Below are 26,305 nucleotides of genomic sequence, written 5' to 3'. Positions count from 1 at the left end.
CCTACTCCGGTTCCACAAGCGGCGGCGGCTGCTTCAGACCCACTTCATCCTTGATATTCTCGAGCGTATTGCCGATCTTTTTCTGGTACTCGCTGCTCTGTGCGAACATCAGCTGCAGGTCGGTCGGGCTGCCGCTCTGGCTGTAGGCCACCTCTTCGGAGATCACGTCGTGCAGGCAGAGCTCAAAGAGAGCCTGGTTGAAGGTCGTCGAACCGAAGTGCGAGTGCTCGTTGGCCATAATATCATTGATCTCGAAGTCCCGTTTGGTGCGGATCAGGTGTTCGACCATCGGCGAGCGGAACAGCATTTCGCAGGCGGGCACCAGCGCGCCGTTCTTGTCGTGGATAAGGCGCTGGGAGATGACCGCTTCAAGGTTGCTCGCAAGGTTGAGGCGCACCCGTTCCTGCTCAAAGGGCGGGAAGATGGCGATGAGACGGTCGATCGTCTCCTTGGCATCAAGGGTGTGGAGGGTCGAAAAGACGAGGTGCCCGGTATTGACGGCCTGCAGAACGTTTTCGGCGGTTTCAAGGTCGCGCATCTCGCCGACCATGATGATGTCGGGGTTCTCGCGCATCGCCGCCCGCAATGCCTGGTTGAACCCCTTCGTATGCAATCCGACGTTGCGCTGCTCGATGACGCATTTTTTGTCGATATGGACGAATTCGACCGGGTCCTCGATCGTAATGACATGCTTGCGGCGCTCCCGATTGATCTCCTCGATGAGCGACGCCAGCGTCGTCGATTTTCCGCTCCCCGTCGTTCCCGTCACCAGGACCAGGCCCCGCTGCAGTTTCGTCAGACGGTGCAGCTGCTCGGGCAGGTTCAGCGCTTCGATCGTCTTGATCTCCAGTGGGACGAGGCGGAAGACCATCGCGATCCCGTCGAGGTGCCAGAAAAGGTTGACCCTGAAACGGCTTTCGGCGTTGAGGACGTACATCGTGTCGTACTCGAACTGCTGCTCGAAGGTCTCGTACTGCGCCCCGAGGATGTGGCGGGCAATCGCTTCGACGGCAAAGGCGCTGAGCGTCTCGGTCGTCAGCGGGGTCAGATCCCCCTCGATCCGCGCCGTCACGACGGCACTGCTTTTGACAAAGAGGTCACTTCCCTCTTTCTCGACGAGTTTGTCCAAAAAATGTTCCAAGATCAGAACCGGGTCACTGCTTCCATTTATCATGTTTCGACTCTACCATAATCTATTTTGCCGCGTCAAGGCCAAGGTGCGACGGCACCTCGCCCCTCTCGCCGCTCAGGGCTTCCGGATCACGCTCCGCGATCCGGCCCGCTTCCATACCGTGCGTGGCGATCATATAGTTGCGGATCGCCGCCGCCCGGGCATGGGCCAATGCTGCCAGCGCCCCGTCGGGCAGCGGCTGGCTCTCGATCATCATGGCCACCAGCTTCTCGCGGTAGATCCGCCGCCGCGTCTTCCTGTCCGCATCCATCGCATCAATCTCCTCTTCGAGCGCGTCGAGTGCCTCCTTGCCCAGCCGCTTTTCAAACAGCGGTTCCAGCAGTTTCGGTATCAGCGCATTTTCCGTCGAAGCGGCATCCTCGCCGCTCTGTGCCAGCACCTCGCTGATGAGCGCCTGCTGCTTCAGCGCATGGGTATCCGCTTTCGGGTCGTACGTCCCCTGCACCGTCATGGCGAGTTTCGGCCGCTTGATCATCACCTTGGCCAGCATATCGAGCCGTTCCCGCGCCACGGCGTCGACCGTCGGCGACCCCGCAGCGAACGTGACCTCCTTGAGGCTGTCGCCTTCGATGCCCAGCATGGAACCGATCAGATCAAACGGCGCCGTAACCGCCTTGGTCAGCAGGTTGACGAAGGCCTTCCAGACGACCTTGCCCCAGCGGAACTTGGGATTGTTCACATCCCCCTCGACCGGCATGTCGATGTCGATGACGCCGTCGCGATCTTCAAGCAGTGCAATGGCGAAATCGAGCGGCAGGCTCACCGAATCGTTGCTTTCGATATCATCGCCGAGCACGATCTTGTTGATGATCATCCCGTTATCCCCCTGCATCGCGCCCTTGACGATCCGGTAGCGCAGCGTCACCGAAAGCTTCCCGCTGTCGATCGCCCGGCCGACGAACTTGCCCGAGTAGGGGGTGTAGGATTTGAGCTCGATATTGCGGAAATTCACCCCGATGTCCGTAAAGGCCTTCGGGTCGCCCGTGTTGAGGCTCCCCTCGGCCTTGGCGGTACCGTACTCGTCGATCTCCCCCGCCACCTGCAGGTAGGTCGTATCTTCGGGCAGCGTCGAAATCCCCAGCACCTCGCCGTTAACATCATGGATCTGCGTGTCGAAGGGGAGCGGAAGCGACTCGTCGGCAAAGTGCACCGCCCCGTTGTAGAGCGTAAACTTCATGATGCGTACGGGAAAGGGCTGCTTCGCCGCCTCGGCCGTTTTTTCAGCCCCTTTCGGCGCCGCGCTCCTCTCCGAAGGGCGCATGAGCGTCGAAAGGTTCAATGTTTTGTTCGCATCGATCAGGATCGAGCTGAAGAATCCGCCCATCGTCACGTTGTCGACAAAGAACTGATCGGGGGAGAGCGTGAAAAGAAGCTTTTTCGCCTCCAGCGTCTTCAGCGAGACCAGCGGCGTCGCGTCGCGGCTGTCGTTGACCAACAGATCGTTCAGGTTGAAATCGCCGTGCAGCCGCAGGTCCGCCGCGCGCTTCGACGGGCGGTAGCGCGTCTGCCCCTTCAGGCCGACGCGCCCGTCGTCGATCTTGACGAACATTCCCTCTTCCACATAGGGGCTGAAAGGCTTCAGGCGCAGTCCGGAGACGCTGAAATCCGTTGTTGCCTTCAGCGGTTCCGGCACGAGCGACCCTTTCGCACGCACCCGCCCGTCACCGTTGATACGGAAGCTGCCCTGCAGTCCGATCGCACGGGAGGGATCCGTCGTAACGCCGTTCACGTCCAGATCGAAGCGCTGCACCCGTGTCGTAGTCGTGTGTGCAATGGCGGCATCGCGGAACGAAGCCGCGCCGCTTCGGATCTGGATCTTCTTGATGGCGGCGCTCCAGGGTGTCTCCGCCTGTTGCGCCTTCTGGGCGGCGCCGCGTTTTGCCGGGGCGGCCGGTTTCGCTTTGACCAGCTGCGCGGCGTCGATGCTGCCGTCGCGCTCCCGGCGCAGGTTGACCTGGGGCTTCGCCAGCACGATCCGCTCGACCCCGGCCCGCTTCGCCGCCGTCGATGCGGTGACCCCCGTGACGGAAAGCGCATCGAAAGCGGCCAATTTGCGTTTCGAGCCTTTGGGCGTCAGCAGCAGCGACTGCAGCGTCGCATTGGCGTCGTTGACGGTGACGGCGACCGAAGCGTTCGCTTCACGGGCAGTGACGTCCGCGGCCGCGCCCAATACGGCGCTGCGCAGCACCACGTCATGCCGTGCCAGGGCGGCATCGGCGGCGGCATCGATGTAGGGGTTGAACCAGGTCACGTCCAGTCCGCCGCACGACGCCAGGGCGGTCGCGTCCAGCGGCGAGTGCGAAAGACGCCCCTCGGTTCGGCAGCGCATCTTTTTATTGAGCTGCAGCACCGCGTCAAAGGTCAGCGGCGTCGCCGGGAGCGCACTGACATGGCGCGCCGTCAGGTTGAAATCGTCCAGGGCAAGGTGCACGGCCGGGCGTACACTGCCGTCATCGAAACGCCCCCGTATGTGCCGCAGCGTCACCCGGTTGATGAGCATATCCCACGGCGCGGAGGCTGCCGCCGCTGTATCCTCGGCCGGTGCGGCCGAAACATTGGCCTCATTCCCCTTGGGAAAGTAGTGCGCCCAGTTGAGGCTGCCGTCTTTGCGCCGTTGCAGATCGACATAGAGGCCGTCAATGCCCGCCGTGTCGATACGGCCGAACTGCGCGAGCGGCCGTATCGGTCCCCCTTCGACCGTCAGCGACGCCACCCGCAGTACGTCCGCGTTCTCGGCCTTGGGCTTGACCCGCAGCCGCTTCAGCGCGAAGCGCAGATCGTCGACGGTGGTCGCATTCAGCTCCGCGAGGTTGACGTCATAGGTAAAATGCAACTCCATCCGGCCGTCGGCCACCTCGAGGGCGCTGATCTCGCGCAGAAAATGCCAGGCGTCATAGAGCCGCCCGGCATCGTAATCGACCGTCCCCGACAGTGCAAAGGGTTCAAAAGAGTGCACGCGGCTCTTGACGTCCAGCAGTCCGCCCTCCTCGGTGTGGGCAAAGAGGTGAAGCTCGTTCTCGCCGCCGCCTCCCGTATCGATATCGTGCAGATCGAGGCCGATCGGCGAGAAGTCCAGCTGCAGCGGGACAGGACGGGAGAGGTCGGTAAAGGTGATCCCGCCGTCTTCAAGCTCGAACGTTTCCAGCCGCAGCGAGGGCATGGCACTCCCGTTCGTCTCCGCCGGAGCCGTCTCCGCGGCGTCGCCGCTCCCCAGGTGCGTCAGCCAGTCGAAGTTGAACCGCCCGTCACGCTCCTGCACGACGGAGAGCCGCAGTCCCCGCAGCCCGAAATACTCGACGGAGATCTCCCCCCAGATCAGGTGGAGGACGTCGACATTGACGTCCAGGCGCCGCAGACTGGCCAGTGGCGCCCCCTCGGGATCGGCGAACCGGATCCCCTCGATCGTCAGGTCAAGAATGAAAGGGTTGAACAGGGCCCGGTCGATCTCCAGGGATCCCCCCGTCATCTCCCCGACCAGTTCCGGCACTTTCGTGCGGATCAGGTAGGGAACGGCGATAACCGCCGTCAAAAGATAAAGGGCGAGCACGCCGAGTAACGTCCGCCAGATCCACCGTTTCATGACCGTCTCCTTATCGTCTCTGCTCACATTATACCCCAGCGGTAATGAACTCCTAACCGTTTTATGGTAAATTACCGCTATGAATGCCGAAACCGTACGCTCGCTCTATATCGTTTCCAAAACCCGGAATGCCGGCAGCATCCTTGTCACACTCGGCATGACGGAATTGCTGCTGCGGCTGCACGGAAGGGTCGCCTTTTTCCGGCCGCTGATCGCCGACGCCGCCGGGAAAGATCCGGACACCCTGACCATCCTCAGCCATTTCGCGCTGGAGCAGCCCTACGAGAGCGCCGTCGGCCTGACGGTCTCCGAGGCCGAGACTCTGCTCTCCGAAGGAAAGATCGACCACCTGATCGAAACCATCATCGAGCGCCATGACGCCCTGCTGGAAACCTATGACTTCGTTCTCTGCCAGGGGGTGGTCGACGATGCGCTCTCCCAGCTGATCGACTTTGACCTCAACGTCGAGATCGCCAAGAACCTTGCTGCGCCCGTCGTCGGTGTCGTCCCGGCCCGCGGCATGGATGAGAGCGGCCTCAAGGAGGCGCTGCGGCTCTGGAGCTACGCCATCAAGAAACAGGGTGGCTCGCTTCTGATGCTTTTTGCCAACCGCTGCGACGCCGTGCTCTACGAGGCCCACCGCCGAGACCAGAACATCTGCCCGAGCATCCCTGAGCCGGTCGTCCTGCTGCCCGAGGTCACGACGCTCGACCGTCCCAACGTCTACCAGCTTGCCGAAGGGCTGGGCGCGGAGATCCTGATCGGCACCAACGAACAGCTTCACCGCCTTATTGCCCAGCCCCGCATCGCCGCCATGCACCTGGAACATTTCCTGACGCATATCAGGGCCGACGACCTCATCATCACCCCCTCGGACCGCGCCGATATCATCCTCGGCGCGACGGCCGCAAACTACGCCGGGAATTTTCCGGCGGTCAGCGCCGTGCTCCTGACAGGCGAAACACCCCCCGCACAGAGTGTCATTGAGCTCCTCAAGGGCCTTGACGCCATGCAGATACCGCTGCTGCACCTCCCGAAAGAGACGGTCGAGGTCGCCCAGATGGTGCGCGCCTTCCCCGCCCGCATCGATGCCGCGTCGCCGAAGAAGATCGCCACGGCGCTGGGGGTCTTCAACCAGAACGTCGATGCGGACCTGATTGAGACCAAGCTGGCCGCGGCGTCAACCGGGATCGTCACCCCGGCCATGTTCGAACACCGTCTCTTCGCCCGGGCTGCGGGGGATCGCAAGACGATCATCCTGCCGGAGACCTCCGACGACCGCATCCTCCGGGCCGCCGACATCCTGCTGCGCCGGCGGGCCGTCGGCATCGCCCTTTTGGGTTCAGCGGAGCATATTGCGGCCCGCGCCGCCGCCCTGGGGCTCGACCTGCGCAATGCGACCATCGTCGACCCCGAAGACGAACAGCAAAAACGCCGCCTGGCCAAAGCCTATGCCAAACTGCGCGCCCATAAAGGCGTCTCCCTCGACGCCGCCTACGACGCCCTGGGCAACCCGACCCTTTTTGCCACGATGATGGTGGCGCAGGGGGAGTGCGACGGCATGGTCAGCGGGGCCACGCATACGACCCGCGAAACGATCCTCCCGGCCCTGCAGGCGATCAAAACGGCGCCGGGACAGAACATCGTATCGAGCTGCTTTTTCATGTGCTTCGACACCCGGGTCCTCGTCTATGCCGACTGCGCCGTCAACCCGGACCCCGATGCGGCCCAACTGGCGGAAATCGCGATCGCGTCGGCGGAGACGGCCCGACGCTTCGGCATCGAACCACGCGTGGCGATGCTCTCTTACTCCACCGGGGACTCCGGGGTGGGGAGCGACGTTGAAAAAGTACGCGAAGCGACAAAGCTCGTCCGGGAACAGCGTCCCGACCTTGCCGTGGACGGTCCCATCCAGTACGATGCGGCCATCGACCCGGAGGTCGGAGCGCAGAAGATGCCCGGCAGTACGGTGGCAGGACAGGCGACCGTATTCATCTTTCCCGACCTCAACACCGGCAACAACACCTACAAGGCCGTCCAGCGTTCGGCGGGCGCCGTCGCCATCGGTCCCGTGTTGCAGGGTTTGAACCGCCCGGTCAACGACCTCAGCCGCGGCTGCAGCGTCGCCGACATCGTCAACACCGTCGCCATTACCGCCATCCAGGCCCAGGAGACGCCGTCGTGAAGATCCTCGTCATCAACGCCGGCAGTTCGTCGGTGAAGTTCAAACTCTTTGAAATGCGCTCAGAACAGGTGATCGTCTCGGGCCTCGTGGAAAATATCGGCCGCGGCGACGCCCACGCCATCCTTCACGGATGCCAGGAGCACGTCCGCCGCGACCTTCCCGTCGCCGACCACGATGCCGCGCTTGCCACCGTCCGCGATCTGCTCATCGACAACGGGTTCATCGACAGTTTCGACACGCTGGAGGGAATAGGCCACCGTGTCGTGCACGGCGGCGAGCGTTTCAGCGGTCCCGTCCGCATCGACGACACGGTCCTGGAAGCCATCGAAGGCCTCAGCCCGCTGGCCCCCCTGCACAACCCGGCCAACGCCAAAGGGATCCGGGCCATGCGGAACCTCGCCCCCCATGTCCCGCAGATCGCGGTCTTCGACACGGCGTTTCACCACACGATGCCCCCCGCCGCCTTCCGCTACGCCCTTCCGGAGCGTTTCTATAGCGAGCTCTCCGTCCGGCGCTACGGCTTTCACGGCACCTCCCACGCCTACGTCGCCGCCGAATGCGCAGCGCGGATGGGCAAATCCCTCGACGCCGTCAACCTCATTACCCTCCACCTGGGCAACGGGGCCAGCGCCTGCGCCATCCGCAACGGCCGCAGCATCGATACGTCGATGGGCTTCACCCCCCTCGAAGGGCTCGTCATGGGAACGCGCAGCGGCGACATCGACCCGGGCCTGCTCGCCTATCTGTCGCGCGAAACGGGTATGGATGCGGAGGAACTCGACACCCTCCTCAACCGTGAATGCGGCCTCAAGGGAATCGCAGGGACCAACGATATGCGCGATATCGAAAACCGGATGCGCGACGAGGAGCCCGAGGCCCTGCTCGCCTTCGAACTCTTCGTCCGCCGCATCCGCAAATACATCGGCGCCTACGCCGTGCTGCTTGACCGCGTGGATGCCATTGTCTTTACCGGCGGCATCGGCGAACACAGCAGCGCCGTCCGCCATGCCGTCTGCAAAGGGCTGCATATCCTGGGCATCGAGACCGATAAGATGAAAAATGAGAATCTGACGGATGAGGGAGGCGCATTCCACGCCGAAGGGAGCTGCAGCCAGCTGCACGTCATCCCCACGGACGAGGAGCACTCCATCGCACGGCAGTGCCTGCCCTACCTCACCCAGGGAAGATAGGGACATACACAAATACTGCGGTTAATTGTCACCCATGGAACACCCAACACAACAGTGACATTTGAAAGTCATTTAGGAAGTTATACGGCGCGGCAGCCTCTTCATACTTTTTTCTTCCCGGTTCGGCTTCTTTTTTGTATGCGCAAAAAAGAAGGGGAACAGAGATGTAGAAAGATATACTGACGCGTGGAGGAGGACTGTAGTTCCCTTAGAACTGGATCATCCCGTCGATCGGAGATGACGCCGTCGCATACGGACGCTTCGGGATACGCCCGGCAAGGTAGCTCATCCGGCCCGCCATGACGGCATGCTTCATCGCCACCGCCATCGTCATCGGGTCATTCGCCTGGGCGATCGCCGTGTTGGTAAGAACCCCTTCAGCCCCCAGTTCCATCGCCGCCGCCGCATCGGACGCGCAGCCGATCCCGGCATCGACGATGACCGGAACGCTGACCGCTTCGCGGACAAAGACGACGTTGTAGCGGTTCTGGATCCCCAGGCCCGAACCGATGGGCGCGGCCAGCGGCATGATGGCGTGCGCGCCGGCATCTTCGAGGCGCTTGGCCATGATCGGGTCGTCGGAGGTGTAGGCCATGATTGTAAAACCGTCCTTGGCCAGGACCTCGCACGCTTTGATCGTCTCAAGCACATCCGGGTAGAGGGTCTTTTGCGTGTCGCCGATGACCTCGAGCTTGATCAGGTCGATGCCCGTCGCCTCGCGGGTCAGGCGGAAGGTCGTGATCGCCTCCTCGGCCGTCGTACACCCCGCGGAGTTGGGCAGGAACTGCACGCCTGTCCCTTTAAAGGTGTCGCGCAGGTTCTCCTTGTTCGGGTCCGTAATGTTCAGACGGCGCACGGCCACGGTGATCAGCTCCGACCCCGAGGCCAGCGTCGCCTCCTTCGTCGTCTCGAAATCTTTGTACTTCCCGCTGCCCACGATCAGGCGGCTGTTGAACTCATATTTTCCGATTTTCAGTGTATCGCTCATATTCTCTCTCCTGATGGGCAAATCGCCCAAATGCTGCCGGGTTATAACACAGCTAATCTATAACGTATCTTACGCTAAAGCCCTAACGGTACCCTCTAATCCCTCCCCGTCCCAGAGCAGTGCCGCGACGGTCCGGGGGAGCAGCTCGTACTCGAGGTCGTGGACGGCCGCTTCAAAGGCGGCGGCATCCATCGTTTCCGTGCGTTCGAAGGAGGACTGGGCGATCACGGTACCGCTGTCGAGCTCCCCCGTCACCCAGTGGACGCTGACGCCGCAGACGGTGTCCCCGCTCTCGTAGGCCTGTTCGATCGCCCGCGCCCCTTTGTACTTGGGTAGCAGCGAGGGGTGGATGTTGACGGCGCGGATGCGGTCGGTGAAGACGGGGGTCAGAATGCGCATAAAGCCCGCCGTCACCGTGAGGTGGGGGCCGTACTTCTCGATCCGCTCAACGAGCACGGCATCAAACGCTTCGCGGCTTTCATAAAGCGTATGATCGATCACCTCCACCGGAACTCCGAACGCTTCCGCCCGCTTTATGCCGGGGGCCTGCGGCCGGTTCGTAATCGCGGCGGCGATCTCAATGCCGTGGGAGGGGAGAGCCTCCAGCAGTTTCTGGAGGTTCGTTCCCTCCCCGCTGAACAAAATGACGACGCGCGGCTTCATAGGCAGCAGACCCCTTCGATCAGGTCGTCCGGCGTCAGGGCATACCGCTGCCCCTCAAAGCGCCGCGCCGCCTCCGTGTGCGCCAACGAGGCGTGGATCGCGGCATCCAGCGGTGTGTATCCCTGGGCCAGCAGCGCCCCGATAAAACCCGAAAGGACGTCACCGCTGCCGCCCTTGGCCAGGGCGTTGGTGCCGTGGGGATTGACATAGAACTGATCCCCCTGTCCGATAATGACGTTGGCACCCTTGAGCAGCAGCACCGCATCGGGATAGGCACGGCAGAAGGCTTCGACAAATTTGAAGCGGTCTTGCTGCAGGCCCCGCACATCGGTCGTGGCAATGCCGGTGCGGCTCAGCAGGGTCGTAAACTCTTTGGGGTGCGGAGTAAGGACGATGCGCTTGCGCTTCAGGAGTTCCCCCAGCATCGGGTGCGCGAAGATATCCGCGTCGCAGACCAGGGGGATGTCATTGTCGATCCGCTCCCGCAGTTCCTGTTCGGCAAACTCCTGCCCCAGCCCCATCCCGATGGCGACGGCGTTGACCGTAGCGGGGCGCAGATGCGACTGCATCAGTTCATAGGGGATGGCGACCTCTTCGTTCGAGAGCAGGGTCACCAGCCCCGCGCCGAAGCGCAGGGCCGCCTTGCCGGCAATAATGGCCGCCCCGCTCTTTTCGCCGCAGACGACGCCGAGATGTCCGAAACTCCCTTTGTGCACATCGGCGTTTTCGCGCAGCGGCAGGCGCAGGTCGCCGCGCTCCAGCAGTATCCAGGGCGTCTCTTTTTCATAAAGGCTGCGCGACACGCCGAGCTCGGCCACCGTGATCTCGCCCACCGCGTTTTTGGCCGCGTCGCTGAACATGCCGCGCTTAAGCGCGCCCATCGTCACCGTCAGGTCGGCACGGAAGACCGCCGTATCGCAACTCCCTCCGCTGCGCAGTCCCGTCGGTATATCGCAGGCGAGCTTGAACGCCCCCAGGGCGTTCATCAGCTTGATCAGCCCGATGATCCCGCTGCCCAGCGGCCGTCCCAGCCCGCTGCCGAAGATGGCGTCAACGAGCACATCGCAGGGGGTAATCGCGTCGACGACGGGGACCCCCAGTTTCTGCAATCGCTCGTGCTGCAGGCGGGCCATCGGCGATTTTACCTCCAGCGGCAGCACGACTTCGACGTGGTAGCCCCCATGCAGCAGGCGGGCCAGCGCCAATCCGTCGGCGCCGTTGTTGCCCGGGCCGCAGACAATCACGACGCGGCTGCCCGCGCCGAAGCGCTCCCTGACTGCACCCGCCATTGCTTCGGCGGCATGCTCCATCAACAGCTCTTCGCTGAGTCCATAGGCGTCGTAACAGCGTCTGTCCAGGGAGTCTACTTCGTCGAATAGGTTCTGCATGGGGATTCCGTTTTTAGCATATTATAGCCGATTCGGCTAAAAACGGATCGGGGGGTACGCGGGGTTACCGCCGCTCGACGACAGCGTCGAGATCGAGACGATAATGCTCGGGCTGCGGGTTCAGGCGGTAGCCGAAGGCGACGATCAGGGCGACGGAGCGGGCGGGCTCCAGGGCAAGCAGCGCTTCGACCTTCGCCTTTTCAAACCCTTCGATGGGACAGCTGTCGATCTGCAGCGATGCCGCCCCCGTCATCATGTTCGCCGCGGCCAGGTAGCACTGCTTGTGCGTCCACGCTTCGATCGCTTCGCGGCTGTGGAACTGCGGCCCCATATGGTCGGCGTAGACGCCGAGGTAGCGCTCGAACGCCTCCTCGGGCAGTCCCCGCCGCGCAAACATCGCGCGGACGTACGCCGTGCCCGGTTTGATGCACTCGTTGTCCGCCGTGATAATGAGCAGGTGGCTGGATTCGGTGATCTGGGGCTGGTTCCAGCAGAGCGGGCGCAGGGCCTCGCGTAGGGCCGTGTCCGCCACCACGAGAAAGCGCCACGGCTCCATCCCGAACGACGAGGGGGACATCCGACCGAATTCGAGGACCTGTTCAAAGGTCGCTTCGGGGATCTTCTGTTCCGAAAAACGTTTACAGGCGTGGCGGAAGGCCATTGCATCGGCAAAATCAGGCACCGAGTCTCCTTTGGACGGCATGGACGGCATCGTCCAGCTCGAAATAGAGCGGGTTCTGCCCGCCGATCTGCGGCAGATGCGCACGGTACTTCAGATAGACGCCCCACGGGCCGGGCGATTTGTGCGGCCGGCCGCGCTTGTGCAGCTCAAAACTGACGCTGGCATTGATCAGCCCTTTGAGCAGCAGGATCTCCGGCGTCTTCTGCGAGCGCACGGGGAACCAGATATCTTCCAGGGCCTCGTGGGCGTCGTAGTAGCGCTCCTCGTCCAGGCAGGTAAGAAAGGCGTCGACGTGTTCACGCGTCAGCATTGTCTTTAACCTGAAGGTATTTGCGCCAGTAGCCGCGCCCGCCCCGCAGGGAGATGCAGTGCTTGCCGGGGAACCGTTTGCGGAACTCCGGCAGACGCTCCTTGGAAGCCTTGCCCGTATCGCAGTAGAAGACGAAAACGGAGCCCTCCGGCTCCTGCTCCAGCATCGGCGGATTGTATGTGACCGTCTCGGCATGGTCGATGGGGTTGAGGATCGTGTCGATCAACAGGACCTTGACACCTTCGGCCTCGAGACGCTTCTTTTCGCGCAGGTACTCTTCCTGCGTCCATTCCAGGGGAAATTCACTCATGGCGACACTCTAGCAGGGGCGGGTTGAAAGAAACGTTAGTGTCGCATGTTATTCTGACACCATCCGGTTTCTTTCATAAAAGGGCCGTCGGAACGGCCCTAGAGGTCCACCCCGTCCCAGAACTCATCGTAATCGAGGTCCGTCATCGGGTCCGTCTCCTGCGCGGCTTTGTGCAGGAGCTGCTGTTCGGCCGCTTCGAAATACCCCTGTAGGGCCTCCTTGATAATGACGGCGGGCTCTTTTTTCAGCAGAGCGCTGTAGGTCTGAAGCGCTTCGACCGTTTCGTGGTCGAGAACGAATTTGATCTCTTCGTGCATCCGGGTCTCCTCATGCATAGAATCATGGCAGAAACTATAACGGATTTTACCCGCAAGCCGCTACAATGGCTTATGGCAAAAAAGAAAAAGAAGCTGACCCGCCTTAACGCCTCCATCCGCCGCTATTTCGACGGGGACGGATTTGACGAAGGGATCGAACGCGTCGACACGGCGACCCTTGGCGAGCTCGTCCAGACGCTTGGATACATCCCCGAGAGCTGGGAGCGCGAGGAGCTTGTCCGGACGCTCCGGCGCCTCTGGAGCGATGCCGATATCGACCTCCGGCAGGCGATCACGGCCTTCTTTACCGCCGAGGGGCGTGTCTACCCCTCCCCCAACACCAAAGAACCCTCCGTCGAACGCAGCGAAAAGATCGATGCGATTTTGGAGACGATGGACGTCACCCCCTCCGAGGCCCGCGCCCTGCACAACAGCTTCATCGAAGTGCGCACGAAGAAGATCACGCCCGAAAAGATGGAGGCGAAGCTCGCGCACCTGCGCTTCGAGCAGAAACGCGCCCGCATCGAAAAAGCGTGCGAGGGGCGTTTCGACCTTGACGACCGCTTCGAGTTCAACGCTCTGCTCGATTACGACCTCTTCGGGGAGCAGTTCCGCAAGATCCACCCCCTGAAGACCCCCGCCTTCTCCTTCACCTACCTCAACGACAGCGACGAGGCGGAGCTGGTCACGGAGATCACGGCGGCCAAGGCGGACGTGACGCGGCAGAAGCAGGCCGAACTGACCGTATTCCTCTCCTCTCTCGACGCTTCCCACCCCTACCTGAGCCCCGAGCAGATCGTCCAGACCCTCAAAAGCGCGCCGCCCGACGGCCGCCTTACCCTCCCACCGCTGCCCGACAGCCTCCTGCGCACCGTCCTGGAGCGGCAGACCCCGCTCAGCACGATGCTGCAGACGGATGAGGAGATCGTTTTGGGCATTCGCGACGGCTTCACCCCGGAGGGGTTCAAACACCCCGTCGAGCACGAAGCCCATCTCTCGTTGCTTCGCGACCCCGTCCTCGCCGCCGTCTGGCGGGGCGAACCGGTCGAGGTGACCGGCGGGCTCGATACGGCGCTTCAAAACGAACGGGACGCCTTTACGTCGCAGCTACAGACCCTCGCCGACGAGTGCGCCGAACTGGCAAAACTATTGAGCCCCTCCCGCGATGAGATCCTGCAGTGGCTGGAAGGGGAGCTCGCCGAAGACCTCGGCGACCACCTGGGCATCAATTCAAAACTCTGGCGCAAAACCCTTTTTCACTGGGAACGCCACATCCACGACGCCCTCTTGAAGCGCCAGCGCCAGGAGCTACTGGGCCGCACCATCCGCGACTTCAAAAACCTCTTCCCCCTTGCCCGCGAACTGCGCCGCAAGCTCATCTTTTACACCGGCCCGACCAACAGCGGGAAGACCTGGCGGGCGATGCAGGCACTGGAAAAAGCCGACACCGGCTACTATCTCGCCCCCCTGCGGCTGCTGGCACTTGAGGGGTACGAGTCCCTGCGCGAACACGGTATCGGGGCCTCGCTCATCACCGGGGAGGAGCAGCTTATCGACGAGGAAGCGACGCATATCAGCTCCACCATCGAGATGCTCGATTTCAACACGGACGTCGACGTCTGCGTCATCGACGAGGTCCAGATGCTCGGCGACCGGGACCGGGGATGGGCCTGGGCGAACGCCATCATCGGCGCCCCCGCCAAGACCGTCATCATGACCGGTTCGGAGAATGCCGTCGACGCGGTGCAGAAGCTGGCCGACTACCTCGGCGAACCGCTGGAGATCGTGCATTGCGAACGCAAGAACCCGCTGGAGCTGATGACCCATGCCACCCCCGTCACCCATATCCAGCCCGCCACCGCCGTCATCGCCTTTTCGCGCAAGGAGGTGCTGCGGCTCAAGCAGCAGCTCGCCCAGCACTTCCGCGTCAGCGTCGTCTACGGCAATCTCTCCCCCGAAGTGCGGCGGGAGGAGGCGCGCCGTTTCCGCGAAGGAGAGACGGAGGTCCTCGTCGCCACCGACGCCATCGCCATGGGGCTCAACCTCCCCATCCAGACGATCCTCTTCTCCCGGGGCGACAAGTTCGACGGCGAGAACCAGCGCCCGCTGACCGCTTCGGAGATCCACCAGATCAGCGGGCGGGCGGGCCGCTACGGCATCAAGGAGAAGGGGCACGTCGGCGCGATCCGCCCCGATGTCCTCTCCATGATCCACAAGCAGTTCCACAAACCCGCCCGCCCCGTGACGGTCCCTTTCAACGTCATGGCCAACCTGGAGCACATCAAGCTCGTCGCGGGGATTTTGGAGGAGGAGTCGCTCGCGGAGATCCTCACCTTCTTCGTCAAGAACATGCAGTTCACCGGACCCTTCCGCGCCGCCAACCTCGAGTCCATGCTCGAAGCGGCCGCCATCGTCGACCGCTATGAGCTCGACCTGACGGCGAAGTTCCACCTCGCCGCCGCGCCGCTGACGCTCAAGTCACCCTATATCGTCGCGGCCTACGAGCGCTACGTGCGTTCGCTGGCCCAGGCCAAGCCGATCGCCTATATTCCCCCCGCGCACCTGGGCGAATACGCCCTCACGACCGACGAGCTCCTCGAAGCCGAGGACCGGGTCAAGGAGATCTCGCTCTACCTCTGGCTCGCCTACCGCTTCGCCGACGCCTTCGTTGATACTGACAAGGCCCGAGAATGGCGCAGCACCCTCAACCGGTTCATCGAAACGTCCTTGAAGAAGAGCGAGTTCGTCCCCCGCTGCCGCCAGTGCACAAAACCGCTGCCGCTCAACTCGGAATACGCCATCTGCCAGAGCTGTTTCCGCCGCCTCAACCGCGAAAAACGCACTGCAAGCCGTACCAAAGAGCGAAAATTCCGGACATAGCCGCTCCCCAAGGAGAAGATCATGCAAAAATCGACCGCCGCCATCCTCGGCCTCTTTATCTTTCTCGGGCTCGGGCTTTTCGGCTACCTGCTCTCCACCGCCGCACTGACCGTCAAGGGGATGGAGCGGGTCGTCACCGTCAAAGGGCTGGCCGAACGGGAGGTCACCGCAGACAAGGCGATCTGGCCCATCAAGTTCGAGGAGGCGGGCAACGACCTCGGGACACTCTATACGACCGTCGAGCGCAAAAGCGCTGCCGTCACCGCCTTTTTGAAGGCGCACGGCTTCAGCGAGGGTGAGATCACCGTCTCGCCGCCCTCCATCGTCGACCGTCAAGCCCAAAACTACGGCAATTCGGCCAATATCGCTTTTCGTTACACGGCCGCAACGGTCGTCACCGTCTATACCGAGCGGATCGACGCCGTCCGACAGAGCATGAAAGAGATCGTCAACCTGGGCAAAGACGGCATCGCGCTCTCCGGCCAGAACTACGAGCACCGTACCCAGTTCCTCTATACCGGACTCAACAGCCTCAAGCCCTCCATGATCGAAGAGGCGACGAAGAATGCCCGCGTCGTGGCCGAGAAGTTCGCCAAGGACTCCGCCAGCCGCCTGGGCAAGATCAAAACCGCCCGGCAAGGACAGTTCTCCATCACGGACCGCGACAGCTCCACGCCCTATATCAAAAAGGTCCGTGTCGTCTCGACGGTCAGCTATTACCTTTCGGATTGAAAACGGGAGAAACGGCGCCGGAAGAGGCGCGCATCTATTTCAGCAGGTCGCTGTAGTCGTAGTGGTAGGGACGCAGGTGCAGCTTGCCGCCGCGCGTGAGGATGCGGGTATCCTCCTCGGCCCGGGATTCGAAACGCTCTTTGACACGTTTGCGGTGCTTTTTGCCGTACCCCTTTAACTTCATGAAGTCTTTGAGGGAGACGAGATCGTCGAAGTCGTCGTCCGCGAACGGGTCAGCGCTGTCCGTTGCCGCCTCCTCCACAACATCCTCATCAGTGCTCTCGTCAATGACGCCGTCTTCGAACTCCTCTTCGCCAAGCACTTCGGGGGCGGCTTCGACGATCTCCGCGGAGACCGCCTCCTCGACGACGGCCGCGGCCGCCTGTTCGGGCAGCAGTTTCGACGCGAAGACCTGCAGCACGTTCTTGAGCTGCTCGTCGCGCTCCTTGTAGATCTGCTCGACTTTTTCGCGCTCGGCGATCAGCATCGCTTCGCGCTGATCGCGGAGGCGGTTCACTTCCGCCTCGAGCTGCTCGTTCTTCGTCTTGAGACGCTCGTTCTCTTTCTCGATGTAATCATGGAAACGGCTGTCCGCTGCCGGTGCCGGCTTGGCCTCGGCGAGCAGAACGTACTTCACGCCGTTCTCGATAATGCTGTTGAGGGTACCGCGGCGGATCCGGTTGTGGATCGCCTCTTTGGAGACCTTAAAATGTTCCGCCGCCTCCGCGACCGTCATCTTGGACATCACTCGCTCCTTTCAGCGCATGTTTTCAAAGACGAGCGGAGCATCCCACTCCATCCCGCGGATCGCACGGATCACCTTTTGGAGGTCATCAAGCTGCTTGCCTTTGACCCGGATGTGATCCCCCTCGATCTGCGCCGTCACCTTCAGTTTGAGGTTCTTGATCTCGGCGGCGATCTTTTTCGCCTCTTTGGCCTCGATGTAGTCGACGACTTTGAAGACCGTTTTGCGGTTACCGCCGCTGCTATCCTCGACGCCCTGCTTATCCAGGACGTTCGACGTCAGCCCCCGTTTGAGCAGTTTGCCGATGACGATGTCCTCCAGGGCCTCGAGTTTGTTGTCGCTGGCGCTTACTAACGTCAATGTTTTGGCTTTTTCGCTGTAGTCGATATCGGCGGTGAGCCCCTTGAAGTCATAGCGGGTCGCCACCTCGCGCTCGGCCTGGACAATAGCATCTTTGAACGCCTGCATATCGATCTTGGCCGAAATATCGAAACTGTGCTCTTTCGCTGCCATATAACACCTCTGTTTGTTATTCAAACCGATTATAACAAAATGAGCTTAAGGGGTTTGGCCGCGGGGGCTGCCGACGGGGAAGAAAGGTTAAAAACTCGGCGCTCCGAAGTCCAGGCCCCCGAAACCGCCCATCATGTTCGGGTCCATGAACCCCTCCATGCCGCTTTTGGAGCGCAGCATGTTGATGTCCTGCTTGGGGGCGATCCCCTGGGGGCAGACGGGGACGCACTCGTTGCAGAGCGTACAGTCCCAGATGCCGTTTTGCTGGACGGCCTCGAGCTTGCCGCGCACATCCGCCGTCCGGGCGTCGCTGACATAGCGCCAGCTGCGCGTCAGGGCAAACGGCCCCTCGAAATCCGGCTTGACGGCGTAGACGGGGCAGGCGCTGTAGCAGGAGCCGCAGAGGATACAGTCGCTTTGCAGCTCATTCGCCTTCTCCTCCGCGTGCCCCATGCGGATCGCGCCGCTGACCGGGTCGATCCAGGCCTGCGCCCCGGCATTGAACGCCAGAGGACGGTCCATATTGACAACGAGGTCACGGAGCACCTCGGCATTGCGCAGCGGTTCGATGAGATCGCCGTCGGCAGGCTTGTGGCTGCAGGCGAGGGCTTCGGTGCCGTTGACCCGCACGGCGCAGCTGCCGCAGACGCTGGAGCGGCAGCCCGAGGCAAAGGTCAGGGTCGGGTCGACGTGCGTCTTGATATGGGTGAGAAGCTCCAGCAGCGTTCCATCGAAATCGACGTCATAGGTGACGGTTTCGTCACCTCTTTTTACCGCTATTTTCATCAGTCGCACCACTCCACTTCGTTGTCATCCTCTTCGTCCCAGTAGGGGTCTTCGCACACGGCGTCCTCCCACTCCTCCGGTTCCTCCTCGAGGAAATCCTCATCAACATCATCCGAACAGATCATTGGAAATCGAAACATAGTCCCTCCTCTTTGATGCAGCTGAGCGAATGCACGGCCAGGGCGGCATCCGCTTCCGGGAAATCGCCGCGGAAGTGTGCCCCCCGGCTCTCTTCCCGGCGCAGCGCTCCCTCTGCCACCGCTTCGGCCACGGTCAGCAGGTTGACGAACTCCAGGAAATCCGTCCGGTTGGTGTTGTAGGCCCCGCTGCGGTCCGCAACGCCCATCTTCGGCAGTTCCGCCTGCATCGTCTTGACCGCATCCAGGGCCCCCTGCAGACCTTCGGCATTGCGCACCAGGCCGACCTGCTCGTAAAAGAGCGTCGCCAGGCTGTCGCGGCGGGTATAAAAATCGACCTCCGGGGCCTCATTGAAGCACGCTTCCAGCTCCGGGGCCTCCACCGCAGCCGCCGGTGCATCCCTGTTGCCGCTCTGCGCTGCGGCGGCTGCATTCGCCCCCGCCTGACGGCCGAAAACGATCAGCTCCAGCAGGGAGTTGCCGCCGAGACGGTTCGCGCCATGAACACGGTGGTTGGCGCATTCGCCCGCGGCGAAGAGTCCCGCAACAGCAGTCTGCGAATCCGCACTGACCTCGATGCCCCCCATCGTGTAGTGGGCGACCGGCTTGATCGGAATGGGTTCGGTGACCGGGTCGACCCCTTCGTAGCGCTGCGCGAGCTTGCGCTCCTGGGGAAGTTCACCGTCGATAAACGCTTCCCCGAGGTGGCGGATGTCGAGGGTGACCCTCTCGCCCGCCATGATCTGGTCGTGGATGGCCCGCGCCACACGGTCGCGGGGAAGGCACTCGTCAATAAAGCGCTCCCCTTTGCCGTTGAGCAGGTAACCGCCCGCGCCGCGCGCACTTTCGGAAATGAGGATGGAGGAGCCCGCCAGGCCCGTCGGGTGGAACTGCACGAACTCCATGTCGCTAAGCCGCGCGCCGGCCCGCAGCGCCGCCGCATGGCCGTCGCCGCTGCTGCCGGCGGCATTGGTCGAGTGGCGGCCGTAGAGCTTACTGTAGCCGCCGGTCGCGAGGATCACTGCCCCGGCCATGTACACCTCGACCTCGCCGCTGCGGACATCGAGCACCTTCACGCCGCAGGCCCTATTGCCTTCCACGATGATGTCGAGCAGAAAGCGTTCGTTGTAGAAGGGGATACCCGCGCGGTTGCACTGGTCAAAAAGCGTATGCAGGATCTTCAGTCCGCTGTAGTCCTGGGCATAACAGGCCCGCGGAGCGGAGGCGCCGCCCAGACGCCGCTGGGCGATCTGCGCATCGTCGTTACGGCTGAAGGGCACCCCGATCGCATCCAGCCAGTGCAGCGCCTCGATCCCCTCGCTGCAGAGCGCCGCGACGGCCGCCTCGTCGGCCAGTCCCTGGGCGGACTTGAGCGTGTCGGCGATGTGCGCCTCGACGCTGTCTTCGCCCGTGTGGCCCAGCGCCGCGTTGATGCCCCCCTGCGCCATACAGGTCTGCGACCGCGTGGGGTAACTCTTGCCGAGCACCGCCACCGTTGCCCCCGCCTCTTTGGCGGAGAGTGCTGCCGCCATGCCCGCACCGCCGCCGCCGACTACTAATACATCAACCATTCCGCTCCTTTAAAGGCCGCAATTTACCGCGCATCATAACCTAGGAAGCGTTGCGTCCGATTTAAAGAAAACCGCTTTCCTATTCGTCAAAGATTTCCGCAACGCTGCGGCGGGACGCGCCGATCTTTTCGATCCGGCCGAACCCGATAAGGAAGTAGGTCTCCTTGGTGACCACCTCATCGATGCCGCCCTGCGCGTTGTATCCGATCAAAACGCCGTATTCGTCCTCGTCTTCAAGCTCGAAAGAATCGAGCTGCACGATCCGCCGGATCGTCGGCGTATGGAAGGTCTCCTGCAGTTCACTCAGGGCGGACGCTTCCGGTCTGCCGATATACATTTTGCGTTCCTTCTTGGCCAGACCGACGGGTTTGATCTCCACCCGCGTCCGATCTTTGAGCAAGGAGGGAATGTTCAGCACGACGGAGAGGGCATCATAGGGGCTGTAGAAATCGAGGACCTCTGTCTTGCGCTTGATTTTCTGGGTCTGCTTCTCCACCAGGCGCATGCTCATCGCGTCGAAGGTCGTCTCCGTCACCGTCTCGTTCTTGTCCTGGAAACGCGTCACGGTTTCGGCCTCGTGGTCGAAAACATATACGTTGGATTCGGTCGTTTTGTCGTTCGTCTGGTAGAGCTCGAAGGTATCGGAAACGTACAGGCCGTCTACAATGCGCCCCCGGCTGACAAAACGGTCCCGCTCATGCCCGGAGATTTCCGCGGCCAGCCCCGTAGCGTAATCCTCGACGATCATACGGTACTCATCCCCGCGCTCGGCGATGGTGATCTTCGCCTCCCCGACCTTCCCGAAGAGCGAAAGCATCACCTTGTAGCGGGTCGTCTCCGCCTCCGAACCCATCAACGCCGATAAAAAAACAAACAGCAACAGCAGACTTTTCATACGCACATTATAGTACAATCACGGCATGAATTCCGCCATCGTCTCGGTGCTGGGGATCTACCTCTTTATCGGCGTGGGCTACCTGGCCAAACGCAGTTTCAAAGAGCAGATCGACGAGCGCACCATCACCCTGCTCTCAGTCTACTTCCTGCAGATTTTTCTGACGCTGTGGGGGCTGCTCAAACGCCCCATAGACACGACGCTGCTGCAGACGCCGCTGCTCTACATCGGCATCACCCTCTCCCTCGTCGCCGTGACAATGTTCGCCTCGCGGCTGCTCTTTGCCGACGTGAAGGAGCGTTCCATCGCCACGGTCGCCGCGCTGATCGGCAATACGGGCAACCTCGGCATCCCGCTGGGCATTGCGCTCTTCGGCGAGGAGAGCGTCCCCTATACGACCATCATCAACCTCGCCAACGTCTTTTTCGTCTACACCTTCGGCGTCTACTACTACTCGCGCGGCAATTTCAGCGTACGTGATTCGCTGCTGAACATCGTCAAACTTCCCGTGCTTTGGGCCGCCCTCGTCGCCATCGCCCTGAACCTCGGCGGCTACCGCCCCTCCGGGACGGTCGAGGAGACGCTAACGATGGGTGCCTACGCGTCGATGGTGATGCAGCTCGTGCTGTTCGGCATCTACCTCTACGACACGAAGATCACCGAACTCAACCGCGTGCTGATCGGCTGGGTGAACGGCCTGAAGTTCCTCGCCGTCCCCGCCGTCACCTACGCCATTTTGTCGCTGACGAACCTGCCCGAAATGGTCAAAGGCATCCTCTTCATGGAGATGCTGATGCCCCTCGCCGTCGCCAACGTCAACCTGGCATCGCTGTACGACTGCCGCCCCAAGGCATTGACGGCCCTCGTCTTCATCACCTCCGTCCTCTTCCTGGGGATCATCTTCGCCGCCATGCGCTACGTGCCGTGGCTGACCATCTGACTGTCAAAGGAGAAGCTATGCTTGAACTGACCGATACCACCTACTCGCAATTCGTCGCGGACATGGACCAACCGCTGTTTATCGACTTCTACTCCCCGACCTGCGGCCCCTGCCAGCAGGTACTGGCACAACTGCCCGCCCTGGAGAAGCATTTTGAGGGCAAAGCGGTGATCGCCAAAGTCGATGTCACCCGCAACCCGAAACTCGCCGCCAAATACGAGATCCGCAGCGTCCCGTTCTGCGTCAGCATCGGGGCGAAAGACAAGATGGTAAAGGATTATGAACTGGGTGCCGCCGCGCCGGCGCGCTATATCCGCATGATCGAGAAAGCGCAGGGGAAAGGGCTCCTGGCCCGGCTGTTCGGAAAGTAGCCTACTTTAGTCGGTAGATATTTTCGTCGGGTACGATGCAGAAGACTTCGTGGATGCGGGTGTCATACCGCTCTTTGACGACGACTTCCATGCCCAGGGACTCCGCATGGGCTTTGAGCTCGGGGAGAATGTCATCGTTGCCCGTCGTGATCTCGACGAGCAGATCTCCCTTGTAGCCCGAATAGGTACGGATGTCGCGAATGGGAAACTCAAGGGCAAAGCGGATCATCTGCTTGCGTACGTCGGAGAGCTCCTCGTGGGACGCCTCCAGCGTCGACGCCGACTTGCCGTACTGCCGCTGCATGAAATGCGGCATCTCCTCTTCATTTTTGTTTTGGTCGTCCGCCATCGTCGCCTCCTTGCTTTTTCACATAGTATCATATTTGCCGGCCGTTTCACTATAATGGTAACCATGAAGACACCGCTATGGACCATCCCCAACACTCTCAGTCTCTTCCGTCTGGCCTGTGCCCCGCTTCTCGTTCTCTCGGGACTCGCGGAGAGTGCCGTCCCCTTCTTTACGATCCTCTCGCTTATGCTCGTTTCCGATGCCCTCGACGGCTTCCTGGCCCGCCTGCTCCACCAGACAAGCGTACTGGGGGCGAAGCTCGACAGCTACGGCGATTACGCCACCTATATGGCCGTCACCCTGGGAGCCTGGCTGCAGTGGCCCGAACGCATCGAGCGCGAGGCCCCCGTCATTCTCCTGGCCGTCGCCGTTTTTATCCTGCCCGCCGTGGCAAGCATCCTGAAATTCAAACGGTTTGCCAGCTACCACACCTGGATCACGAAACTCTCCGCCATACTGATGAGCCTCGGGATCTTCGCCCTGCTCGTCTTTGACCTCTCCTGGCCCTTTTACGTCGCCGTGGCAGTGCTTATGCTTGAAGCCATAGAAAATATCGCCATCACGCTGACTCTCGACGCCCCGGAGACGGACATCCACTCCTGGTGGCATCTGCGCAAACGGCGCTAGAACGCCTGCGCGATGAGCCAATAGCGCGCGACCCGCAGCGTCCCGGCAATAAGGGTAAACCAGACGATGTTCAGCCGCACCAGCCCCGCGACGAGGGTCAGCGGGTCCCCGATGATCGGCAGCCAGCTCAGCAGCAGGGCCGCATAGCCGTAGCGGTGCCCCACCGCGAGCGCCTTGCGCCCCGTTTTGCTCGCTTCCAGTTTCGTATGGCTCTTTTCGTAGAGCCAGAAGCCGAGCAGATAGTTGACCAGGATCGCAAGGATGTTCCCCGCGGAGGCCGCCGTCAGCGCCGTCGGAACCTCCATCCCGGCCGACAGGGCGGCAGCGAAGGCAGCTTCGGAACTGAAAGGGAATAGCGTTGCGGCGAGAAAAGCGGAAAGGAACAACCCCAAAGGGCCGTAAATGTCAGGCATCGACGAAGGTGCGGATGTTGTCAATGACCTTGGCGATCAGCGCATCGCGCGCCTCGACGGAGGTCCAGGCGATGTGCGGGGTGATGTAGAGGCGCTCTTTGTACTCTATTTCCATCAGCGGATGGCCCGCGCTCATCGGCTCTGTTTCAAGGACGTCGAGGCCGACATAGAGCGGTTTGGCGTCGATGATGGCCGCGAGGGCGCGCTCGTCGACGATCCCGCCGCGGCCGAGGTTGAGCAGCGTCGCCCCGTCTTTCATGATGAGCAGCTCGGAGTGGCCGATCAGCCCCCGGGTCGCGGCGTTGAGCGGCGCGTGGATCGAGACGATATCGCTCTCCTCGAGCAGGCGGCTCAGGGTCACTTTTTCATAGTCGCCGTTGGCATTTTTGCCGGAGGTGGAGTAGTAGCGCACCTCCGCCCCGAAGGCCTTGGCAACGGCAGCGACACCCCGGCCGATCTCGCCCAGCCCGATGATCCCCCAGGTCTTGCCCTTGATCTCGTGGAAAGGGCGGCCGACATGGGTGAAAACCTCACTGCGCGCCCAGTCGCCGTTTTTGACGTAGCTGTCGTAGTAACGGCTGTGGCCCAGGAGGTAAAAGAGCATGGAGAAGGTGTGCTGGATAACGGAATCGGTCGAGTAGCCTGCAACGTTTTTGACGGCGATGCCGCGCGCTTCGGCGGCGGGAATATCGACGTTGTTCGTCCCCGTCGCCGCCACGCAGATCAGTTTCAGCGTCGGGACCGCGGCCATCATCTCCTCGGTGATAACGACCTTGTTTGTGACGATAACGTCGGCGTTTGCGATGCGCTCCGCCGTCTCTTCCGGCGCCGTCGTCTCGAAGGCTTCGACCTCGCCGAATGCGTTAAAACCGCCGAGGTCCGTCTCGCCGAAGGTGAGGGTATCGAGCAAAACGATTTTCATCAGTGGTCGCTTACTTTCTCGATAATGGTCCGTGCCTTGGCCAGCGCGGCCTCCGGCTCGTCATAGACCAGGGCGACGGCGAGGCGGCGGCCCGGGTGCGACTCGGGCTTGCCGAAGACGCGCACATAGCTGTTGTCATCAAAGAGCGTATCGTCGACATCGACGACCGGGGCGAAGGATTCCGCCGTCGCCTTGTACGCCGCCGAGGCGCCGCCGCCGTAAAAGGTGAAGCCCAGCGGCAGACCGAGGACGGCGCGCAGGTGCAGGGCGAACTCGCTCTGGCTCTGGGTGATGAGGGTGACCATGCCCGTGTCGTGCGGGCGCGGACTCACTTCGCTGAAGTAGACCTCGTCGCCCTGGATAAAGAGTTCGACGCCGAAGATGCCGCGACCGCCGAGGCCGTCGGTAATCGCCTTGGCAATCGCCTGTGCCCGCTCCTTGGCCACGTCACTCATCTGCATCGGCTGCCAGCTGAAGACGTAGTCGCCGTCGCGCTGAATATGGCCGATGGGCTCGCAGAAGACCGTCTCGAACCCGTTGCGCGCCGTGAGCATCGTGATCTCGTAGTCAAAGGCGATAAAGGCTTCGACAATGAGCTCGCTCGCATCGCCGCGCGCCTCTTTGGCCATCTCCCAGGAGCGGTCCAGGTCCGCTTCGCTCTTCATGACGCTCTGGCCGTGGCCCGAGGAGCTCATGACCGGCTTGACGACGCAGGGGTACCCGAGGCGGCCCGCCGCCGCTTCCAGCTCTTCGCGGGTTTTGACGAACTCGTACGGCCCCGTTTTGAGCCCCAGCTCCTCCGCGGCGAACTTGCGGATGTTCTTGCGGTTCATCGTTTTGTTGACCGCTTCGGCGTTCGGGATGACATGGAACCCTTCCGCTTCGGCCTTGAACAGCGCATCGATGCTGATCGCCTCGATCTCGGGAAGGATAAAGTCGGGCATCTCGGAGCGGATCAGCTCCAGCACCGCCTCGGTGTCCTGCATGTTCACAACGTGGGAGCGGTGCGCGACCAGGTGGGCGGGTGCGCCTTCGTAACGGTCGACGGCAATCACCTCGATCCCCAGGCGCTGCGCCTCGATGGCGACCTCTTTGCCGAGTTCACCCGAACCCAGCAGCATGATACGAACGGAATTGCTTTTTAACGGCGCGGTAAACAGCATCGTAAGATCCTTAAAATCAGATGCCTAATTGTAACGAAGGGAGCTAAAAAAGAGCGGTGTCCTACTCGTGGTAATGGGCGCAGGTGGTATAGTCGAAATTCTTGATGAGATTGGCGAGATCCGCGATACTGACGGGCTCTTTCAGGCGGCGGCGGTTGTGGTGCTCCACGCAGTAGGCGCACCCTTTGTGTTCGCTGTAGTCGTCGCTGGCGCTGAGGATGATGACCCGCTGCTTCGGGTCGAGCGTGTCCATCAGTTTCAGCGCTTCCACACCGGCCTCGAGGGCGAAATCGACGATGACAATGTTGTATCTGCCGACGGCATACTTGGCTTTGAAGTCCTCGAAGGTATAGACGTAATCGACATGGTGGTGGTACTGGTCGTGCAGGAGCTCTTCTCTGGCGTACGTGGCAAGGCCCTGTTTGTCAATAAGGAGGAGGTTCATTGTGGGAGTAT

Annotated in this window: 27 protein-coding genes; 7 read left to right on the top strand and 20 right to left on the bottom strand. The window is 61.8% G+C overall.

Going from position 1 to position 26,305, the window contains the following annotated elements:
* Nucleotide 1: 1 nt before the first annotated feature.
* Entirely contained in the window at nt 2-1,141 is a 1,140-nt protein-coding gene (locus tag WCY31_RS00670) for a PilT/PilU family type 4a pilus ATPase (RefSeq protein WP_345972791.1), read from the bottom strand.
* Between the two features lie 52 nt (nt 1,142-1,193).
* Complete coding sequence (locus WCY31_RS00665) at nt 1,194-4,772, bottom strand: DUF748 domain-containing protein (protein WP_345972790.1); 3,579 nt, start codon at nt 4,770-4,772, stop codon at nt 1,194-1,196.
* 79 nt (nt 4,773-4,851) lie between these two features.
* Between WCY31_RS00665 and pta the strand changes: the two genes are divergently transcribed.
* Complete coding sequence (gene pta / locus WCY31_RS00660; protein ID WP_345972789.1) at nt 4,852-6,957, top strand: phosphate acetyltransferase; 2,106 nt, start codon at nt 4,852-4,854, stop codon at nt 6,955-6,957.
* Nucleotides 6,954-8,147 carry an acetate kinase gene (locus WCY31_RS00655; protein WP_345972788.1) on the top strand — a complete coding sequence of 398 codons (1,194 nt, stop codon included), beginning with the start codon at nt 6,954-6,956 and terminating at the stop codon, nt 8,145-8,147. Before pta ends, WCY31_RS00655 begins: the two co-directional genes overlap by 4 nt.
* A 208-nt stretch (nt 8,148-8,355) precedes the next feature.
* Here the strand turns inward: WCY31_RS00655 and WCY31_RS00650 are convergent, their stop codons facing one another.
* The 7 genes from WCY31_RS00650 to WCY31_RS00620 form a co-directional block, all read right to left on the bottom strand.
* Nucleotides 8,356-9,135 carry a thiazole synthase gene (locus WCY31_RS00650; RefSeq protein ID WP_345972787.1) on the bottom strand — a complete coding sequence of 260 codons (780 nt, stop codon included), beginning with the start codon at nt 9,133-9,135 and terminating at the stop codon, nt 8,356-8,358.
* 69 nt (nt 9,136-9,204) lie between these two features.
* A complete protein-coding gene (gene purN, locus WCY31_RS00645; RefSeq protein WP_345972786.1) occupies nt 9,205-9,798 on the bottom strand; it encodes a phosphoribosylglycinamide formyltransferase in 594 nt (197 codons plus the stop codon).
* Nucleotides 9,795-11,186: an NAD(P)H-hydrate dehydratase gene (locus WCY31_RS00640; protein WP_345972785.1), complete on the bottom strand. Its 1,392-nt coding sequence runs from the start codon at nt 11,184-11,186 to the stop codon at nt 9,795-9,797. The genes purN and WCY31_RS00640 overlap by 4 nt, the downstream gene beginning before the upstream one ends.
* Nucleotides 11,187-11,250: 64 nt before the next feature.
* Complete coding sequence (locus WCY31_RS00635) at nt 11,251-11,868, bottom strand: NAD(P)H-dependent oxidoreductase (RefSeq protein WP_345972784.1); 618 nt, start codon at nt 11,866-11,868, stop codon at nt 11,251-11,253.
* The gene (locus WCY31_RS00630; RefSeq protein WP_345970302.1) at nt 11,861-12,178 is read right to left on the bottom strand and encodes a DUF309 domain-containing protein; all 318 of its coding nucleotides are present in this window, start codon (nt 12,176-12,178) and stop codon (nt 11,861-11,863) included. The genes WCY31_RS00635 and WCY31_RS00630 overlap by 8 nt, the downstream gene beginning before the upstream one ends.
* Complete coding sequence (locus tag WCY31_RS00625; RefSeq protein WP_345970301.1) at nt 12,165-12,488, bottom strand: hypothetical protein; 324 nt, start codon at nt 12,486-12,488, stop codon at nt 12,165-12,167. The genes WCY31_RS00630 and WCY31_RS00625 overlap by 14 nt, the downstream gene beginning before the upstream one ends.
* A 98-nt stretch (nt 12,489-12,586) precedes the next feature.
* Nucleotides 12,587-12,805 carry a hypothetical protein gene (locus tag WCY31_RS00620; protein WP_345972783.1) on the bottom strand — a complete coding sequence of 73 codons (219 nt, stop codon included), beginning with the start codon at nt 12,803-12,805 and terminating at the stop codon, nt 12,587-12,589.
* Between the two features lie 72 nt (nt 12,806-12,877).
* Between WCY31_RS00620 and WCY31_RS00615 the strand changes: the two genes are divergently transcribed.
* Complete coding sequence (locus WCY31_RS00615) at nt 12,878-15,685, top strand: helicase-related protein (protein ID WP_345972782.1); 2,808 nt, start codon at nt 12,878-12,880, stop codon at nt 15,683-15,685.
* 21 nt (nt 15,686-15,706) lie between these two features.
* Nucleotides 15,707-16,417 carry an SIMPL domain-containing protein gene (locus WCY31_RS00610; protein WP_345972781.1) on the top strand — a complete coding sequence of 237 codons (711 nt, stop codon included), beginning with the start codon at nt 15,707-15,709 and terminating at the stop codon, nt 16,415-16,417.
* Nucleotides 16,418-16,451: 34 nt separating this feature from the next.
* On the opposite strand, the gene WCY31_RS00605 is transcribed toward WCY31_RS00610, so the two are convergent.
* From WCY31_RS00605 to WCY31_RS00580, 6 genes are all read right to left on the bottom strand, one after another.
* Nucleotides 16,452-17,162, bottom strand: a complete 711-nt coding sequence (locus WCY31_RS00605) for a hypothetical protein (protein ID WP_345972780.1) — start codon at nt 17,160-17,162, stop codon at nt 16,452-16,454.
* Nucleotides 17,163-17,174: 12 nt separating this feature from the next.
* Nucleotides 17,175-17,675 (bottom strand): YajQ family cyclic di-GMP-binding protein, encoded by a 501-nt coding sequence (locus tag WCY31_RS00600; protein WP_345972779.1) that lies wholly within the window; start codon nt 17,673-17,675, stop codon nt 17,175-17,177.
* 87 nt (nt 17,676-17,762) lie between these two features.
* On the bottom strand, nt 17,763-18,461 hold the full coding sequence (locus WCY31_RS00595) for a succinate dehydrogenase/fumarate reductase iron-sulfur subunit (RefSeq protein ID WP_345972778.1): 699 nt from the start codon (nt 18,459-18,461) through the stop codon (nt 17,763-17,765).
* Entirely contained in the window at nt 18,461-18,601 is a 141-nt protein-coding gene (locus tag WCY31_RS00590) for a hypothetical protein (RefSeq protein ID WP_345972777.1), read from the bottom strand. The genes WCY31_RS00595 and WCY31_RS00590 overlap by 1 nt, the downstream gene beginning before the upstream one ends.
* The gene (locus WCY31_RS00585; RefSeq protein WP_345972776.1) at nt 18,583-20,169 is read right to left on the bottom strand and encodes an FAD-dependent oxidoreductase; all 1,587 of its coding nucleotides are present in this window, start codon (nt 20,167-20,169) and stop codon (nt 18,583-18,585) included. The genes WCY31_RS00590 and WCY31_RS00585 overlap by 19 nt, the downstream gene beginning before the upstream one ends.
* A 79-nt stretch (nt 20,170-20,248) precedes the next feature.
* The gene (locus WCY31_RS00580) at nt 20,249-21,064 is read right to left on the bottom strand and encodes a DUF3108 domain-containing protein (RefSeq protein WP_345972775.1); all 816 of its coding nucleotides are present in this window, start codon (nt 21,062-21,064) and stop codon (nt 20,249-20,251) included.
* Between the two features lie 25 nt (nt 21,065-21,089).
* Between WCY31_RS00580 and WCY31_RS00575 the strand changes: the two genes are divergently transcribed.
* Both WCY31_RS00575 and WCY31_RS00570 read left to right on the top strand, forming a co-directional pair.
* Entirely contained in the window at nt 21,090-22,004 is a 915-nt protein-coding gene (locus WCY31_RS00575; protein WP_345970289.1) for an AEC family transporter, read from the top strand.
* A gap of 17 nt (nt 22,005-22,021) precedes the next feature.
* The gene (locus tag WCY31_RS00570) at nt 22,022-22,375 is read left to right on the top strand and encodes a thioredoxin family protein (RefSeq protein WP_345972774.1); all 354 of its coding nucleotides are present in this window, start codon (nt 22,022-22,024) and stop codon (nt 22,373-22,375) included.
* Between the two features lies 1 nt (nt 22,376).
* On the opposite strand, the gene WCY31_RS00565 is transcribed toward WCY31_RS00570, so the two are convergent.
* On the bottom strand, nt 22,377-22,724 hold the full coding sequence (locus tag WCY31_RS00565; protein WP_345970287.1) for a hypothetical protein: 348 nt from the start codon (nt 22,722-22,724) through the stop codon (nt 22,377-22,379).
* Nucleotides 22,725-22,787: 63 nt separating this feature from the next.
* Between WCY31_RS00565 and WCY31_RS00560 the strand changes: the two genes are divergently transcribed.
* The gene (locus WCY31_RS00560) at nt 22,788-23,351 is read left to right on the top strand and encodes a CDP-alcohol phosphatidyltransferase family protein (protein ID WP_345972773.1); all 564 of its coding nucleotides are present in this window, start codon (nt 22,788-22,790) and stop codon (nt 23,349-23,351) included.
* On the opposite strand, the gene WCY31_RS00555 is transcribed toward WCY31_RS00560, so the two are convergent.
* The 4 genes from WCY31_RS00555 to WCY31_RS00540 all read right to left on the bottom strand — a co-directional run bounded on the left by WCY31_RS00555 (nt 23,348) and on the right by WCY31_RS00540 (nt 26,294).
* The gene (locus tag WCY31_RS00555; protein ID WP_345970285.1) at nt 23,348-23,764 is read right to left on the bottom strand and encodes a DedA family protein; all 417 of its coding nucleotides are present in this window, start codon (nt 23,762-23,764) and stop codon (nt 23,348-23,350) included. The two genes, WCY31_RS00560 and WCY31_RS00555, sit on opposite strands and share 4 nt — an antisense overlap.
* A complete protein-coding gene (locus tag WCY31_RS00550) occupies nt 23,757-24,686 on the bottom strand; it encodes a D-2-hydroxyacid dehydrogenase (protein ID WP_345972772.1) in 930 nt (309 codons plus the stop codon). Before WCY31_RS00550 ends, WCY31_RS00555 begins: the two co-directional genes overlap by 8 nt.
* Complete coding sequence (gene purT / locus WCY31_RS00545) at nt 24,686-25,849, bottom strand: formate-dependent phosphoribosylglycinamide formyltransferase (protein WP_345970283.1); 1,164 nt, start codon at nt 25,847-25,849, stop codon at nt 24,686-24,688. The genes WCY31_RS00550 and purT overlap by 1 nt, the downstream gene beginning before the upstream one ends.
* Nucleotides 25,850-25,910: 61 nt before the next feature.
* Nucleotides 25,911-26,294, bottom strand: coding sequence for a hypothetical protein (locus tag WCY31_RS00540; RefSeq protein ID WP_345972771.1), 384 nt, complete (start codon nt 26,292-26,294; stop codon nt 25,911-25,913).
* Between the last annotated feature and the right edge of the window lie 11 nt (nt 26,295-26,305).

This window comes from Sulfurimonas sp. HSL3-1, assembly GCF_039645995.1.
GTDB lineage: Bacteria > Campylobacterota > Campylobacteria > Campylobacterales > Sulfurimonadaceae > Thiomicrolovo > Thiomicrolovo diazotrophicus.
Note: the sequence above shows the minus strand (reverse complement) of the source record. Positions and strands in the feature narration are given on the sequence as shown.

Coding starts and splice junctions, on each gene's coding strand:
- WCY31_RS00665 (WP_345972790.1), bottom strand. CDS start 4,772: ATGAAACGGTGGATCTGGCGGACGTTACTCGGCGTGCTCGCCCTTTAT.
- pta (WP_345972789.1), top strand. CDS start 4,852: ATGAATGCCGAAACCGTACGCTCGCTCTATATCGTTTCCAAAACCCGG.
- WCY31_RS00650 (WP_345972787.1), bottom strand. CDS start 9,135: ATGAGCGATACACTGAAAATCGGAAAATATGAGTTCAACAGCCGCCTG.
- purN (WP_345972786.1), bottom strand. CDS start 9,798: ATGAAGCCGCGCGTCGTCATTTTGTTCAGCGGGGAGGGAACGAACCTC.
- WCY31_RS00640 (WP_345972785.1), bottom strand. CDS start 11,186: ATGCAGAACCTATTCGACGAAGTAGACTCCCTGGACAGACGCTGTTAC.
- WCY31_RS00630 (WP_345970302.1), bottom strand. CDS start 12,178: ATGCTGACGCGTGAACACGTCGACGCCTTTCTTACCTGCCTGGACGAG.
- WCY31_RS00625 (WP_345970301.1), bottom strand. CDS start 12,488: ATGAGTGAATTTCCCCTGGAATGGACGCAGGAAGAGTACCTGCGCGAA.
- WCY31_RS00620 (WP_345972783.1), bottom strand. CDS start 12,805: ATGCACGAAGAGATCAAATTCGTTCTCGACCACGAAACGGTCGAAGCG.
- WCY31_RS00615 (WP_345972782.1), top strand. CDS start 12,878: ATGGCAAAAAAGAAAAAGAAGCTGACCCGCCTTAACGCCTCCATCCGC.
- WCY31_RS00610 (WP_345972781.1), top strand. CDS start 15,707: ATGCAAAAATCGACCGCCGCCATCCTCGGCCTCTTTATCTTTCTCGGG.
- WCY31_RS00605 (WP_345972780.1), bottom strand. CDS start 17,162: ATGTCCAAGATGACGGTCGCGGAGGCGGCGGAACATTTTAAGGTCTCC.
- WCY31_RS00600 (WP_345972779.1), bottom strand. CDS start 17,675: ATGGCAGCGAAAGAGCACAGTTTCGATATTTCGGCCAAGATCGATATG.
- WCY31_RS00595 (WP_345972778.1), bottom strand. CDS start 18,461: ATGAAAATAGCGGTAAAAAGAGGTGACGAAACCGTCACCTATGACGTC.
- WCY31_RS00590 (WP_345972777.1), bottom strand. CDS start 18,601: ATGTTTCGATTTCCAATGATCTGTTCGGATGATGTTGATGAGGATTTC.
- WCY31_RS00585 (WP_345972776.1), bottom strand. CDS start 20,169: ATGGTTGATGTATTAGTAGTCGGCGGCGGCGGTGCGGGCATGGCGGCA.
- WCY31_RS00580 (WP_345972775.1), bottom strand. CDS start 21,064: ATGAAAAGTCTGCTGTTGCTGTTTGTTTTTTTATCGGCGTTGATGGGT.
- WCY31_RS00575 (WP_345970289.1), top strand. CDS start 21,090: ATGAATTCCGCCATCGTCTCGGTGCTGGGGATCTACCTCTTTATCGGC.
- WCY31_RS00570 (WP_345972774.1), top strand. CDS start 22,022: ATGCTTGAACTGACCGATACCACCTACTCGCAATTCGTCGCGGACATG.
- WCY31_RS00565 (WP_345970287.1), bottom strand. CDS start 22,724: ATGGCGGACGACCAAAACAAAAATGAAGAGGAGATGCCGCATTTCATG.
- WCY31_RS00560 (WP_345972773.1), top strand. CDS start 22,788: ATGAAGACACCGCTATGGACCATCCCCAACACTCTCAGTCTCTTCCGT.
- WCY31_RS00555 (WP_345970285.1), bottom strand. CDS start 23,764: ATGCCTGACATTTACGGCCCTTTGGGGTTGTTCCTTTCCGCTTTTCTC.
- WCY31_RS00550 (WP_345972772.1), bottom strand. CDS start 24,686: ATGAAAATCGTTTTGCTCGATACCCTCACCTTCGGCGAGACGGACCTC.
- purT (WP_345970283.1), bottom strand. CDS start 25,849: ATGCTGTTTACCGCGCCGTTAAAAAGCAATTCCGTTCGTATCATGCTG.
- WCY31_RS00540 (WP_345972771.1), bottom strand. CDS start 26,294: ATGAACCTCCTCCTTATTGACAAACAGGGCCTTGCCACGTACGCCAGA.